The organism is Modestobacter versicolor (genome assembly GCF_014195485.1).
Taxonomy (GTDB): Bacteria; Actinomycetota; Actinomycetes; order Mycobacteriales; family Geodermatophilaceae; genus Modestobacter; species Modestobacter versicolor.
This window is the reverse complement of record NZ_JACIBU010000002.1, coordinates 363,652-377,036: the sequence shown is the minus strand read 5'-3', so window position 1 is coordinate 377,036 and position 13,385 is coordinate 363,652. Positions and strand designations below refer to the sequence as shown.

The window sequence follows — 13,385 nt, the reverse complement described above, 5'->3', positions numbered from 1 at the left end:
ACCGGAGAGGATGGCAGCTCCGGGCGCCGCCGCGACAGCGCCCGGAGCCGGGCTCACCCGCCCGCCCGCGGGTCGGCTCCCGCCCCGGTCCCGCTCCTCGGTCGCTGGCGCTCCCGGCGATGCTCGCCGCGGCGTCAGCCTCCGGTGTGCTGGGCCGGGGAGGCCTGCTTCTTCGCCGGCATCGTGCGCACCAGCCGGCGGTTGGCGAACTCGAACATGCCCAGCTCCGAGAGCTCGCGCCCGTAGCCGGACCGCTTCACCCCGCCGAAGGGCAGCTCGGGGGAGGAGCCGGAGGGCTGGTTGATCCAGACCATCCCCGACTCGAGCCGGTCGGCGACCGCGCGGGCCCGCTCGGTGTCGCCGCTGTAGACGGCCGCGGACAGGCCGAAGTCGCTGTCGTTGGCCAGCGCGACCGCCTCGTCCTCGTCCTTGACCCGGTAGACGACGGCGGCCGGGCCGAACAGCTCCTCGTGGTACGCCCGCATCTCCGGGGTCACGTCGGCGAGCAGCGTCGCCTCGACGAAGGCGCCGTCGTGCTCGGGGCGGCCGCCACCGGCCAGCACCGTGGCGCCCTTGTCGACGGCGTCCTGGATCTGCGCGGCCAGGTCCTGGGCGGCCCGCTCGGTGGACAGCGGGCCGAGCGTCGTCGACGGGTCGGCCGGGTCGCCCGGGGTGAAGGAGGAGAACGCCTGCTGCAGGCCGCCGACGACGTCGTCGTAGACGTCGTCCAGCACGATGATCCGCTTGGCCGCGATGCACGCCTGGCCGGTGTTGGCCATCCGGGCCATGGTCGCTGCCTTGACGGTGCGGCCCACGTCGGGGGCGTCGAGCACGATGAACGGGTCGCTGCCGCCGAGCTCGAGCACCGACTTCTTCAGGTGCTTGCCGGCGACCTGGGCGACGCTGCTGCCGGCCCGCTCGCTGCCGGTCAGGGTCACCCCCTGCACGGCCCGGTGGGCGATGACCTGCTCGACGTCGGCGATGCGCAGGAAGACGTTGGTGTAGACGCCCTCGGGGGCGCCGGCGTCGCGGAACAGCTGCTCCAGCGCCAGCGCGCACTGCGGGTTGTTCTCCGCGTGCTTGAGCAGGATCGTGTTGCCCAGCGTCAGGTTCGGCCCGGCCACCCGCACGACCTGGTAGAGCGGGTAGTTCCACGGCTCGATGGCCAGGATGACGCCGGTCGGCTCGTTGACCACGACCGCCTCGCCGGCCATCACGTCGATCGGCTTGGGCTCGAGGAAGCGCGGGCCGTTGTCGGCGTAGTAGTCGAGGATCGCCGCGGCCAGCTGCACCTCGCCGGCGGCCTCCTGGATCCGCTTGCCCATCTCCTTGGTGATGAGCGCGGCGAAGTCGTCCTGCCGCTCGCGCATCAGCTCGGCCGCCCGCTTCACCACCGCCGCGCGCTCCTCGGTGGTGCGCCGCCGCCAGTCGAGGAACGCGGCGTGCGCCTGCTCGACGACGCCGTCGATCTCCGCGGTCTCCAGGAAGGGGAACTCCTGCTCGGTCTGCCCGGTGTACGGGTTGACCGTCGCGTACCGGCGGGCGCCGGTGTCACCGGCGGTCTTGGGGTGCTCGGATGAGGGAGCCTGGGTGGTCGTCACGTCGTCGTGCCCTCCGTCGCTCGTGTGTCGGTCCTCCCCGTCATACCCCCGTCCACACCCGGTCCGCAGCCCGGGCCGTGCCCGGCTGCTGAGCTGACGGTGCACCGCCGTCGTGCGCGAACTGCTGCCTCCCGAGCGCTGAGGCAGCGATCAGCGCACAACGGCGGCCGGCGCGGCACGGGGGGCGAGGATGCGGACCGCCGTCGGGGTCACCAGTCCGGCCGGACGACGTCCGTCGGTGGACCCACCTAGGCTCGGCGGCGTCGTCCGCAGGGGAGGAGATCGCCGTGTGTGGTCGCTATGCCGCCAGCCGCCGTCCGGAGGACCTGGTGCTCGAGTTCGAGGCGGTCGCTGCCGAGGGGCAGGCCCCGCTGCCGGCGGACTACAACGTCGCCCCGACCAAGGACGTCTACGTGGTCCGGCACAAGAAGGAGCGGGACGCCGAGGGGGCGCTGACCGGCGGCGGGCACCGTGAGCTGCGGGCCGTGCGCTGGGGCCTGGTGCCCTCCTGGGCCAAGGACGTCTCGGTGGGCAACCGGATGCTCAACGCCCGGGTCGAGTCGCTGACCGAGAAGCCGGCCTTCCGCACCGCCGCCGCCACCCGCCGCTGCCTCGTCCCCGCCGACGGCTGGTACGAGTGGGCGCCCAAGCACGACGCCCCGGGCAAGCAGCCGTACTTCGTGACGCCGGAGGACGGCTCGGTGCTGGCCTTCGCCGGTCTCTGGGAGGTGTGGGGACGCGGCGAGGACCGGCTCTACACCTGCACCGTGGTCACCGCCCCCGCCGTCGGCGCGCTCACCGAGGTGCACCCCCGGATGCCGCTGGTGCTGCCGCGAGACCGCTGGGCCGACTGGCTCGACCCCGCCCGCGAGGACGTCGCCGAGCTCGCCCTGGCCACCCCGCCGGAGGTCGTCGAGCGGCTGGAGATCCGGCCGGTCGGCGCCGCCGTGGGCAACGTGGCCAACAACGGTCCGCAGCTCACCGCCCGCCAGGAGTCCGTCAGCGCCCCGGCCGACCAGCCGGCGCTGTTCTGAGCGTGACCGACGCGTCCCCGGCCCCCCGTTCCCGCGCGCTGCCGGACTGGGTCGCGGCCGGCGTCACCTTCCTGGCCTCCGGCTCGGTGCTGGTGCTCGAGGTGGTCGGGCTGCGGCTGATCGCCCCCTACGTCGGGATCACCCTGCAGACCAGCACGGCCGTCATCGGCTTCGCGCTGGCCGCGATCGCCATCGGCGCGTGGGCCGGGGGAGCGGCGGCCGACCGCACCGACCCCCGCAAGCTGATCGCCCCGCTCCTGGTCGCCGGCGGTGCCCTCGTGGTGGCCGTGCTGCCGCTGGTCCGCTTCGCCGGGTCGCTGCTCACCGGCGCCGCCGCGGGCAACGTGCTGCTGCTCGCCGCGGTCGCGGTCATCGTGCCCGCGGCGCTGCTGTCGGCGGTGCCGCCGATGGTCGTCGCGCTCCAGCTGGGCAGCCTGGCCGAGACCGGGTCGGTGGTCGGCCGGCTGTCCGGCATCGGCACGCTCGGCGGCATCGTCGCCACCTTCGCCACCGGCTTCGTGCTGGTCGCGGTGCTGCCGGGCAGCGTGATCCTGGTCGGCACCGGCCTGGTGGTGGTGCTGGCCGGCCTGGTGCTGGGCGTCCTGCTGCGTCGCCGGGCCCCGGGTGTGGCCGGCCGGCTGCCGGTGGGCCTGCTCGTGCTCGCCCTGGCCACCCCGGTGCTCGCCGCGGTCGCTCCCACGCCGTGCGAGCGGGAGACCGCCTACCACTGCGCCCGGGTCGAGGCCGACGGCGCCTCCGGCCGGGTCCTGGTGCTCGACACGCTGCGGCACTCCTACGTCGACCTGGCCGACCCCACCCGGCTGGAGTTCGAGTACGTCCGGGCGGTCGCCTCGGTCACCGACGTGCTCGCCCCCGCCGGGGAGCCGCTGTCGGCCCTGCACCTGGGCGGCGGTGGGCTCACGCTGCCGCGCTACCTGGCCGAGGTGCGGCCGGGCACGGTCAGCCGGGTGCTCGAGGTCGACCCGGGCGTGGTCGAGCTGGACACCGACGAGCTGGGCCTGGAGACCTCCGCGGAGCTGGAGGTGCGGGTCGGTGACGCCCGGGTCGGGCTGCAGGACGAGCCGGCCGGCCGCCGCGACCTCGTCGTCGGTGATGCCTTCGGCGGGCTGTCGGTGCCCTGGCAGCTCACCACCGTCGAGGCGCTGCGCCTGGTCGACGACGCGCTCACCGACGACGGCGTCTACGCGGTGAACCTGATCGACCACCCGCCGCTGGACTTCGTCCGCGCCGAGCTGGCCACCCTCCGCGAGGTGTTCCCGGAGGTGCTGCTGCTGGCCCGCGCGCCGGTGCTGGCGGGGGAGGACGGCGGGAACGTCGTCGCCGTCGCCTCGCACCGGGCGCTGCCGGTGGCCGAGCTCGAGGCGGCGCTGGTCGACCAGGGGCTGGCCTGGCAGGTGGCCGGCGGCGCGGAGCTGGACGCCTTCGTCGGGGACGCCGCCGTCCTCACCGACGACTTCGCCCCGGTCGACCAGCTGCTCACCCCCTACGGCTGAGGCCGGTCACCCCTCAGCGGGCGATCGGCGCTGTCCGGGCCCGGGTGAGCCGCACCAGGTCCGCCGGTGCCAGCTCGACCTGCAGGCCGCGCCGCCCGGCGCTGACCATCACCGTCGCGAAGCCCAGCGCGCTCTCGTCGACCACGGTCGGCAGCACCTTGCGCTGGCCGAGCGGGCTGATGCCGCCCCGCACGTAACCGCTGCTGCGCTCCGCGTCGGCCGGGTCGGCCATCGCCGCCTTGCGCCCGCCCGCCGCGGCCGCCAGCGCCTTGAGGTCCAGCTGACCGCTCACCGGGACGACGGCGACGGTGAGCGCCCCGTCGACCCGGGTGACCAGCGTCTTGAACACCTGCGCCGGGTCGGCCCCGAGCGCGGCGACGGCGACCTCGCCGTACCCGTGCCCGTCCCCGCCGTCGGCCGGGTCGTACTCGTGCAGGGCGTAGGTCGCCCGCGCCTGGTCCAGGGTCCGCACCGCAGGGGTCGCCGCCACGGCGCAGCAGCCTAGGAGAGGTCCCGCCGGCCGCCGAACGGGTTCCCGCACCGCTTCCCCGATCGGGGGAACAGGACCCCGGGGGGTGCGGTTGAGCGGTACGTGAGCAGCACAGTCCCGAGCGCCCCGGCGCGCAGCGCGCGCGGCTCCGCGCCCTCCCGCCGTCCCCCCGGCCGACCTGACCGCACCCGGCTAGGATCGACCGACGTGGTGGCCCGTTCCCGGGCGCCGCAGAGAGGACGGTCGGTGCCCGAGGAGCCCACGATCGACACCCCCGCCGAGGCGATCGCCGCGCCGGTGGTCGAGGAGACCCCGGAGGCGCGCGCCGACGGCAGCCGCGCCGCCGAGGCCGAGAGCCGCGCCCAGCGCGACGCCCGGTTCGAGCGGGACGCCCTGCCCTACCTGGACCAGCTGTACCCGGCGGCGCTGCGGATGACCCGCAACCCCGCCGACGCCGAGGACCTCGTCCAGGAGACCTTCGTCAAGGCCTACTCCGCGTTCCACCAGTTCGCCGAGGGCACGAACCTCAAGGCCTGGCTGTACCGGATCCTGACGAACACCTACATCAACAGCTACCGCAAGAAGCAGCGGCAGCCGCAGCAGTACCCCACCGAGCAGGTGCAGGACTGGCAGCTCTACGCCGCGGAGGAGCACACCTCCAGCGGGCTGCGCTCGGCGGAGATCGAGGCGCTGGACCACCTGCCGGACTCCGACATCAAGGAGGCCCTCCAGCAGCTGCCGGAGGACTTCCGGCTCGCGGTGTACCTCGCCGACGTGGAGGGGTTCGCCTACAAGGAGATCGCCGAGATCATGGGCACGCCCATCGGCACGGTGATGTCCCGCCTGCACCGCGGTCGCCGCGGTCTGCAGAAGCTGCTGGCCGACTACGCCCGCGAGCGCGGCTTCGTCCGTGCCGGGGCCCCCGAGGAGGCGCACTCATGAGCAACGAGGCTCACGAGCTGCACGACGACGAGATCACCTCGTGCGACGACGTCCTCTCGCACGTGTTCGAGTTCCTCGACCACGAGACCGACGACGCCCGGCGGGCGGTCATCGCCGAGCACCTCGAGGACTGCTCGCCGTGCCTGCGGCAGTTCGGGATCGAGCAGGAGTTCAAGGCCCTGGTGCGGCGCCGCTGCGGCGGTGACCCCACGCCGGTCGGCCTGCGCGAGCGGATCAAGGTCCAGCTGACCAGCGTCTCGTTCGAGGAGGACGGCACGCAGGTGTGGGTGGAGCGGACCACCGTCGAGACCGTCACCACCGAGAGCCCGGTGGAGCGCCCCGCCGCCTCCTGAGGCGGCGGCGGGGCCCTGGCTCACGCGTTGGGGCGCTTGCCGTGGTTGGCGCCGCTCTTCTTGCGGGCGCGCCGCTTGCGTCCACGCTTGGACATCGCTGCCCTCCTCTCGTGCTCGGGGTGCCGGGCCCTGCGGGCACGGCTGCTGATGGGGACCGGCGGAGGATGCGGAGCACCCGCGGACCGGCCAAGCTGACCCCGCAAGCGTCTCACGGGCCGGAGCGGGTACGTGCGGTGGTGCAGGACGCCCACACGCACCGGTCCGGGGTGGCGGGGCACGACACCGGCGTGAGTCGGAACGGGGGGACGACGTGGTCCAGGCGGCCGTGGAGAGCGTGCTGGTGGCCGGACGTGGGCCGATGGCCTGTGCGGTGATCCGGGCGTGCGCCCGGCTCGGGGTCAAGTCGGTGGCGGTGTGCTCGGAGACCGAGCAGGACGCCCGGCACGTCCGGATGGCCGACGAGTCGGTGCTGCTCGGCCCCGCGGCGGCCACCGAGTCCTACCTCGACGTCCGGCGGATCGTGGAGGCCGCGCGCCGCACCCGGGTCAGCGCGGTGCTGCCCGTGCCGCCGGCGCTGGCCGGCAACGCCCGGCTGGCGGCCGAGGTGACCGAGGCCGGGCTGCTGTGGGTGGGGCCGGACGCGGAGGTGCTGGAGCGCCTCGGTGGTGACGGCGTCGAGCCGGCCAGCGAGCGCGGCTTCCTGGCCTGGGTGACCGCCGAGGGCCTGCACCACGTGACGCCGGTGATCCGCGACCGCGCCGGCGGCACCCCGCGGGTGTCCTGGACGCCGCCGGCCGGCCTGGGCCCGCTGCCCGCCGCCGCCCGCCGGCTGCCCGAGCTGGGCTGGCGCGGGCTGGTCACCGTGGGCATCGACCCCGACGGCGAGCTGGCCGAGGTCTCGGCCGGCTTCTCGCTGGACATGGCGGTGCTGGAGCGCGCGCACAGCGTGGACGCCGTCGAGCTCACCCTGCGCAGCGCCGCCGGGCAGCCGGTGGAGCCGCCGGCGACCCCGGGCACCCCGCGCGCGGCCGTCGCGGTGCAGCTGCGCTCCACGCTGCCGCCGGGCACCGCGGGCCGGGTGACCGGGCGGCTGCCGGACGTGCCGGCCCGCAGCGGTCGCCGGCCGCTGCTCGGCGCCGAGGTGGTCGCGGTGAGCGGCTACGACCCCGGCGACCGGCTGGACGGCTGGTACGACGCGCTGCTGGCCACGGTCAGCGCCGGTGCCCCGAGCACGGCCCGGGCGGCCAGCGCCGCCACCGACGTGCTCACCGGGCTGCCGGAGACCGGCGTGCCGCACGACGGCAGCGCGGTCTGCAGCGTGCTGCACCGGATCGCCGGGTCGCTGGTCCCCGACTGCTCGTGACACCACGGCCGCCCGCGGCGCTGCGGAGCGGCGGCGTCCGCGTGCTTGGATGAGCAGACCGCCGGGTCCCGGCGGGTCGGTCGGGAAGACAGGAGGCGCCGGTGGCGGTCGAGGAGATCCACGCCGAGATGGTCTCCAGCGTGTGGAAGGTCCTGGTGACCCCCGGCACCGAGGTGGCCGCCGGTGACACGCTGGTGATCCTCGAGTCGATGAAGATGGAGATCCCGGTGCTCACCGAGCGCGCCGGCACCGTGGGCGAGCTGCACGTGGTGGAGGGCGAGGTGCTCCAGGAGGGCGACCTCATCGCCACCGTCGTCCCCGCCTGACACCCGACCGTCAGGCCAGCTCCAGGGCGTAGACCCGCAGGTCGATGCCGGGCACCGGTGTCCAGTCCCGCTCCGGCAGCCGGGTGAAGCCCAGCCGCTCGTAGAGCCGGTGCGCCGCGGTCATCCGCGTGCCGGTGGAGAGCACCATCCACCGCTTGCCGGCGGCGCGCGCCCGGGCCAGGCACTCGCGCACCAGCGCCTCGCCGACGCCCTGCCCGCGGGCCGCGCCGTCGACCGCGAGCATCCGGAACGCGGCCTCGTCCGCCGAGCGGGTCACCTCGCCGAAGTCGCCGGCGAGCACCAGGGCGACGCTGCCCACCACCCGGCCGGTGGTGTCCCGGGCGACCAGCAGCTCGGCGCGGTCCGCGCGGCCGGCCACGTCGGCCAGCTGGGGCACGTAGCCGGGGGAGACGAGGTCCTCGTCGGTGTAGACGCCGACGGTCAGCTCGGCGATCCGGTCGAAGTCCGCCGGGGTCGCGCGGTCGATCGTGACGGCGTGCAGCACGTCGGCAGGTTAGTCGGCCTCGCCGCAGGGGCCGGCCCGAGCTCGCGAGGGTCGGGGGGCGGCGAGGTCCGTTGACTAGGCTCGCGGTCACCATGAGCAGCCTGTCCGAACGTCTCACCCGCGGCTCGGCCAGCCCGTCCCAGGTCGACCACGCGCGGCGCCTGGTGGCCGACTGGCAGCTGCTGGCGGATCTCTCCTTCGCCGACCTCACGCTGTGGGTGCCGCTGCAGAGCGGTGCCTGGTGGTGCGTGGCCCAGGTGCGCCCGCTCACCGCCCCCACCAGCCAGCCCGACGACCTGATCGGCACCGAGGCGACCGGCGTCGCCGCCGAGCCGTTGGTGCGGGCCCACCAGGAGGAGCGGCCGATCACCGAGGGGGAGCCGGACTGGTCCGGGGCGTTCCCCCGTCGCCGGGAGGTGATCCCGGTGCGGCACGACGGCGTGGTGGTCGCGGTCCTCGCCAAGGACACCAACCTGGCGGCGACCCGGTCGCCGTCGACCCTGGAGCTGACCTACCTCGACATCGCCGCCGACCTGTCGCTGATGGTCGCCGCCGGCACGTTCCCGCCGCGGATGCTCGAGGACGCCGAGATGAGCCCGCGGGTCGGCGACGGGCTGGTACGGCTGGACGCCGCCGGGCGGGCCGTCTACGCCAGCCCCAACGCGCTGTCGGCCTACCGCCGGATGGGCGTGATCGGCGACGTGGTCGGCTCCGACCTGGCCGAGGTCACCCGCAGCGTCTCCGCCGACCTGGTCCCGGGCGAGGCGGTCGCGGCGAGCATCAACGCCGCGGTGGCCGGCCGGTTCCCCGAGCCGATGGACGTGGAGAACGACGCCGCCACGATGCTGGTGCGCGCGCTGCCGCTGCAGGCCCCCGGCGGCGAGGAGGGCGCGCTGGTGCTGGTCCGCGACGTCACCGACGTCCGCCGCCGGGACCGCGCGCTGATGACCAAGGACGCCACCATCCGGGAGATCCACCACCGGGTGAAGAACAACCTGCAGACCGTCGCGGCGCTGCTGCGGCTGCAGGCCCGCCGGATGACCGAGCCCGCGGCCCGGGCGGCGCTGGAGGAGTCGGTGCGCCGGGTGGCGTCGATCGCCGTCGTGCACGAGACGCTGGCCGGCAGCCGGGAGGACGTCGTCGACGTGGACGACGTCCTGGACCAGGTGCTGCCGATGCTCGGTGACGTCACCGCGGTCGGCCGCCCGGCCCGGTTCACCCGCAGCGGCGCCTTCGGCGAGCTGCCCGCAGCGGTGGCGACCCCGCTGGTGATGGCGGTGACCGAGCTGCTGCAGAACGCCGCCATGCACGCCTTCCCGGACAGCGAGCCGGGGACGATCGTGCTGGGCGCCGAGCGGGACGGCGACGACCTGGTGGTGCGGGTGCGCGACGACGGCCAGGGCCTGCCGGTCGACTTCGACCCGGCGGCGAGCACCGGGCTGGGGCTGCAGATCGTGCGCACGCTGGTGACCAGCGAGCTGCACGGCGGCCTGGACATGGGCCGGCCGGCGAACGGCGGGCCGGGCACCGAGGCGGTGCTCCTCCTCCCCGGCGCCGGTCGTCCCCGCCGCTGAACGCAGCGAGAGCCGTTCCCGTAGGGAACGGCTCTCGCTGTACGGCCCCCGCTGCTGCGGGGTCCTCGATCAGGCGGTGCGGACCCGGGTACGGGCGGTGCGGCGCTTGAGCGCCCGACGCTCGTCCTCGGACAGGCCACCCCAGACGCCAGAGTCCTGGCCGGAGCTGAGTGCCCACTCCAGGCAGGACTGCATGACCGGGCAGCGACGGCACACAGCCTTGGCCTGCTCGATCTGGACGACCGCCGGGCCCGTCGTCCCGATCGGGAAGAAGAGCTCCGGGTCTTCGTCCCGGCAGAGCGCGCGGTGGCGCCAGTCCATGGCGGTGTACTCCTCGTTCTCGTCTGTGATGCGGTCGGCTGTGATCGCCGGTCCGTGGACCGCCCCCGCAGGTCGACGTGCTGGTGAACAGCACGTGTACCGGCGATCGCCCGCCTTGTTACCGGCAGGTTGCTTGCTTGTGATGCTTTCACGAAGGCCGGGGGTGTCAAGGCGGTCTGCGCGATCGCCGTGCCACGTGAGAGCAAGCTCACCATGACGGTGGGACCCTCGCCACTCGTCCAGGCGGACGTCCTCGTTCCTCGTCCGACCAGGGCCCCTCGAGCGTGGTCCGCCGAGAGGGTCCTCCCTCAGACGACGACCACACCGGTCGCCTTATGCCGTCGGTCCGCTCCTCGCTCGCTGCGATGCTCCCGACCGCGTCAGACGATGACCACGCCGGTCGTCTTCCGCCGTCGGTCCGCTCCTCGCTCGCTGGCGCTCGCTGCGATGCTCCCGACCGCGTCAGACGACGACCACACCGGTCGTCTTCCGCCGTCGGTCCGCTCCTCGCTCGCTGGCGCTCGCTGCGATGCTCCCGACCGCGTCAGACGACGACGCGCAGGGCGTCGGGCACCGACCGCACCCGCAGGCCGGTCGCGCTGCCCAGGTGGTCACCGTCGAGCTGCCACCCCTGCGGTCGGGTCGAGGTCAGCGTGAACTCGGCCAGGTCGTGCCAGCGGTGCACGCCACGGCCCCGGGCGTCCGGGCGCGCGGCCATCGTCTGCCGCACGTGGTGCAGCATCCGCACCACCCCGACCCGCCCCATCGCGAAGACGTCCAGCCCGGTGTCCAGCGAAGCCTCCGGGCTGGGCTGGATCGGCCGCGCGCCCAGGTAGGTCCACGGGCTCACGTTGGACACCAGGGCCAGGAAGAGCCCGTCGACCGGCGGCTCGCCGGGCAGCTCGAGGGTCAGCGGCGGGCGGCGCCGGTCGCGGCCGAGCACGAAGGCGTTGACGCCGGCCCGCACGTAGAGCCCGCCGGTCGACCGCCGGCCGCGCGCCCGCTGCGCCTCGACCCGGGAGATGACGTCGGCGTCGAAGCCCATGCCGGCGGCGAAGACGAACCAGCGGGGCGGTGTCCAGTCGTCGCCGGTCTGCGCCGAGGCGGTGCCCAGCGGCACCAGCCGGGTGCGGCCGGCCCGGATCGAGTCGAGGATCTCCCCGGTCGCCTCCACCGGGTCGCGCGAGTGGCCCAGCGCGCGCGAGAAGACGTTGGTCGACCCGCCCGGCACGACGGCCAGGGTGGGCACGTGCGCGCCCGGTCCGTGGGCCAGCAGCCCGTTGGCGGCCTCGTTGACCGTGCCGTCACCACCGAGGGTCACCACGACGTCGACCCCGTCGTCGGTCGCGCCGGCGGCGAGCTCGCGGGCGTGGCCGCGGTGGGTGGTCTCGGCGACCTCGACCTTCAGCTCGCTCGACAGCGCCCGGACGAGGACGTCGCGGACCTTCCGGGTGGTCGTGGTCGCCGCCGGGTTCGCCACCAGCAGCGCACGCATGGCTCCCAACATATCGAGCGCCGGTCCGGCGTCGGCCCCCGGCGTAGATTCGGCGCCGTGGCAGGCCAGGTCCCGAGCAACCGCGACGACGTCCCCGCACCCCGCCGTCCGCGTGCCGAGGGGCTGCTGGGCGGCGCGGCGCAGCCCGCGGCACCGCGCCCGCAGCGCTCCCGGGAGGCGGCCCCGGTCGCCGTCCGGCGGGCCGCCCTGGTGGTCGCGCTGGAGGCGGCCGCGCTCGCCGGGCTCGCGCTGGTGCTGCTGTTCCTGACCCTCACCGGGTCGCCGGACAGCGTGGGGCGGGCGCTCGCCGAGGTGGTCTACGTCGGCCTGGCCGCCGCGCTGCTGACGGCGGCGGCCGTGGGGCTGTGGCGGGTGTCGGGCTGGGTGCGCGGGCCGGTGATCGTGCTGCAGGTGCTGCTCGGCGTGGTCGGCTACTCGGTGGCCTTCCAGGCCGACCTGCCGCTGCTGGGGGTGCCGCTGCTCGCGGCGGTCGCGCTCGAGCTCTACCTGCTGGCCACCCCCGAGGCCCGGCTGGCGTTCTTCGAGCGCTGAGCGCGGCAGCCTGGAGGGGGTCCTCCTAGATGAGGTCGATGACCTCGGCGATCGAGGGCAGCACCCGGCTGGGCCGGAACGGGAAGCGGCTGACGTCCTCGGCGCGGGTCGAGCCGGTGAGCACCAGGATCGTCTGCAGCCCCGCCTCGATGCCGGCGACGACGTCGGTGTCCATCCGGTCGCCGATCATCGTGGTCGACTCCGAGTGCGCCTCGATCCGGTTCATCGCGCTGCGGAACATCATCGGGTTGGGCTTGCCGACGAAGTAGGGCTCGGCGCCGGTGGCCTTGGTGATCATCGCGGCTACCGAGCCGGTGGCCGGCAGCGGGCCCTCCGGCGAGGGGCCGGTGACGTCGGGGTTGGTGGCGATGAACCGCGCACCCGCGCCGACCAGCCGGATCGCCCGGGTGATCGCCTCGAAGGAGTAGGTGCGGGTCTCGCCCAGGACGACGTAGTCCGGGTCGGTGTCGGTCAGCGTGTAGCCCGCCTCGTAGAGCGCCGTGGTCAGCCCGGCCTCACCGATGACGTAGGCCGAGCCGCCGGGCAGCTGCGAGGAGAGGAAGTCCGCCGTCGCCAGCGCCGAGGTCCAGATCGCCTGCTCGGGCACCTCCAGGCCGCTGCGGGACAGCCGGGCGGCGAGGTCGCGCGGGGTGAAGATCGAGTTGTTGGTCAGCACCAGGAAGCGGCGGTCGCGCTCCACCAGCCGGGCCAGGAAGTCGGCCGCCCCGGGCAGGGCGTGGCCCTCGTGCACCAGCACGCCGTCCATGTCGGTCAGCCAGCACTGGGACTCGCCGCGCTCGGTGGTCACGCCGTCGGTCTCCTCGGGTCGGGGGGTGGTGGTGGTCAGCGCCGGGCGGCGGCGAAGCGGGTGAGCGCGTCGTCGGTCAGCCGGAACACCGTCCACCCGTCCATCGGCACGGCGCCGGCGGCTCTGTAGAAGTCGATCGACGGGGTGTTCCAGTCCAGCACCGACCACTCCAGCCGGGCGAAGCCCCGGTCGGTGCACTCCTGGGCCAGCGTGCGCAGCAGCTCGCGCCCCAGCCCGGTGCCGCGGTGGCCGGGGGAGACGTAGAGGTCCTCCAGGTGGATGCCGTGCGTGCCGCGCCACGTGGAGAAGGTGAGGAACCACAGCGCGAAGCCGGCGACCTCGCCGTCGGCGTCCTCCGCGACGTGGCCGAAGAGCGCCGGGGTCTCGCCGAACAGCGCGGTGCGCAGCTGCTCGTCGGTCATCAGCGCCTCGTGCTCGGCCTCCTCGTAGGCGGCCAGCTCGCGCACCAGCCGCAGCACGGTCGGGACGTCGTCCGGGCGCACCCGT

Annotated in this window: 16 protein-coding genes; 8 read left to right on the top strand and 8 right to left on the bottom strand. The window is 74.8% G+C overall.

The genetic code is table 11. The features are described from left to right. Positions 1 to 134: 134 nt before the first annotated feature. The gene (locus tag FHX36_RS21770; protein ID WP_110553414.1) at positions 135 to 1,601 is read right to left on the bottom strand and encodes an NAD-dependent succinate-semialdehyde dehydrogenase; all 1,467 of its coding nucleotides are present in this window, start codon (positions 1,599 to 1,601) and stop codon (positions 135 to 137) included. A 287-nt stretch (positions 1,602 to 1,888) separates the two neighbouring features. Between FHX36_RS21770 and FHX36_RS21765 the strand changes: the two genes are divergently transcribed. Both FHX36_RS21765 and FHX36_RS21760 read left to right on the top strand, forming a co-directional pair. Then, positions 1,889 to 2,635 carry an SOS response-associated peptidase gene (locus FHX36_RS21765; protein WP_110553415.1) on the top strand — a complete coding sequence of 249 codons (747 nt, stop codon included), beginning with the start codon at positions 1,889 to 1,891 and terminating at the stop codon, positions 2,633 to 2,635. A 2-nt stretch (positions 2,636 to 2,637) separates the two neighbouring features. Next, positions 2,638 to 4,149: a fused MFS/spermidine synthase gene (locus tag FHX36_RS21760; protein WP_110553416.1), complete on the top strand. Its 1,512-nt coding sequence runs from the start codon at positions 2,638 to 2,640 to the stop codon at positions 4,147 to 4,149. A 13-nt stretch (positions 4,150 to 4,162) separates the two neighbouring features. On the opposite strand, the gene ybaK is transcribed toward FHX36_RS21760, so the two are convergent. After that, entirely contained in the window at positions 4,163 to 4,639 is a 477-nt protein-coding gene (ybaK, locus tag FHX36_RS21755) for a Cys-tRNA(Pro) deacylase (protein WP_110553417.1), read from the bottom strand. 246 nt (positions 4,640 to 4,885) lie between these two features. On the opposite strand from ybaK, the gene FHX36_RS21750 reads away from it, so the two are divergent. After that, positions 4,886 to 5,581, top strand: a complete 696-nt coding sequence (locus FHX36_RS21750) for a sigma-70 family RNA polymerase sigma factor (RefSeq protein ID WP_110553418.1) — start codon at positions 4,886 to 4,888, stop codon at positions 5,579 to 5,581. Next, positions 5,578 to 5,934 (top strand): mycothiol system anti-sigma-R factor, encoded by a 357-nt coding sequence (gene rsrA, locus FHX36_RS21745; RefSeq protein WP_110553419.1) that lies wholly within the window; start codon positions 5,578 to 5,580, stop codon positions 5,932 to 5,934. The genes FHX36_RS21750 and rsrA overlap by 4 nt, the downstream gene beginning before the upstream one ends. 20 nt (positions 5,935 to 5,954) lie before the next feature. Here rsrA and FHX36_RS24185 read toward each other — a convergent pair whose 3' ends face one another. Next, positions 5,955 to 6,029: a 50S ribosomal protein bL37 gene (locus FHX36_RS24185; protein WP_014742531.1), complete on the bottom strand. Its 75-nt coding sequence runs from the start codon at positions 6,027 to 6,029 to the stop codon at positions 5,955 to 5,957. A 215-nt stretch (positions 6,030 to 6,244) separates the two neighbouring features. Here FHX36_RS24185 and FHX36_RS21740 point away from each other — a divergent pair, with 215 nt between their 5' ends. Both FHX36_RS21740 and FHX36_RS21735 read left to right on the top strand, forming a co-directional pair. Further along, on the top strand, positions 6,245 to 7,297 hold the full coding sequence (locus FHX36_RS21740; RefSeq protein ID WP_183514363.1) for a biotin carboxylase N-terminal domain-containing protein: 1,053 nt from the start codon (positions 6,245 to 6,247) through the stop codon (positions 7,295 to 7,297). Positions 7,298 to 7,398: 101 nt separating this feature from the next. After that, positions 7,399 to 7,623: a biotin/lipoyl-binding carrier protein gene (locus tag FHX36_RS21735; RefSeq protein WP_110553242.1), complete on the top strand. Its 225-nt coding sequence runs from the start codon at positions 7,399 to 7,401 to the stop codon at positions 7,621 to 7,623. Positions 7,624 to 7,633: 10 nt separating this feature from the next. On the opposite strand, the gene FHX36_RS21730 is transcribed toward FHX36_RS21735, so the two are convergent. After that, positions 7,634 to 8,128, bottom strand: coding sequence for a GNAT family N-acetyltransferase (locus tag FHX36_RS21730; RefSeq protein WP_220036018.1), 495 nt, complete (start codon positions 8,126 to 8,128; stop codon positions 7,634 to 7,636). 92 nt (positions 8,129 to 8,220) lie between these two features. Between FHX36_RS21730 and FHX36_RS21725 the strand changes: the two genes are divergently transcribed. Continuing rightward, a complete protein-coding gene (locus FHX36_RS21725; protein WP_110553243.1) occupies positions 8,221 to 9,702 on the top strand; it encodes a sensor histidine kinase in 1,482 nt (493 codons plus the stop codon). A 69-nt stretch (positions 9,703 to 9,771) separates the two neighbouring features. Here FHX36_RS21725 and FHX36_RS21720 read toward each other — a convergent pair whose 3' ends face one another. Together FHX36_RS21720 and FHX36_RS21715 are read right to left on the bottom strand one after the other, a co-directional pair. Continuing rightward, positions 9,772 to 10,023, bottom strand: a complete 252-nt coding sequence (locus FHX36_RS21720; protein WP_014742526.1) for a WhiB family transcriptional regulator — start codon at positions 10,021 to 10,023, stop codon at positions 9,772 to 9,774. A 544-nt stretch (positions 10,024 to 10,567) separates the two neighbouring features. Further along, positions 10,568 to 11,518, bottom strand: a complete 951-nt coding sequence (locus tag FHX36_RS21715; protein WP_110553244.1) for a diacylglycerol/lipid kinase family protein — start codon at positions 11,516 to 11,518, stop codon at positions 10,568 to 10,570. Between the two features lie 57 nt (positions 11,519 to 11,575). Here FHX36_RS21715 and FHX36_RS21710 point away from each other — a divergent pair, with 57 nt between their 5' ends. Further along, entirely contained in the window at positions 11,576 to 12,070 is a 495-nt protein-coding gene (locus tag FHX36_RS21710) for a hypothetical protein (RefSeq protein WP_258372903.1), read from the top strand. A 25-nt stretch (positions 12,071 to 12,095) separates the two neighbouring features. On the opposite strand, the gene FHX36_RS21705 is transcribed toward FHX36_RS21710, so the two are convergent. Next, positions 12,096 to 12,878 (bottom strand): HAD-IIA family hydrolase, encoded by a 783-nt coding sequence (locus FHX36_RS21705; protein ID WP_220036019.1) that lies wholly within the window; start codon positions 12,876 to 12,878, stop codon positions 12,096 to 12,098. A 35-nt stretch (positions 12,879 to 12,913) separates the two neighbouring features. After that, on the bottom strand, positions 12,914 to 13,381 hold the full coding sequence (locus tag FHX36_RS21700) for a GNAT family N-acetyltransferase (protein WP_258372904.1): 468 nt from the start codon (positions 13,379 to 13,381) through the stop codon (positions 12,914 to 12,916). Positions 13,382 to 13,385 lie beyond the last annotated feature (4 nt).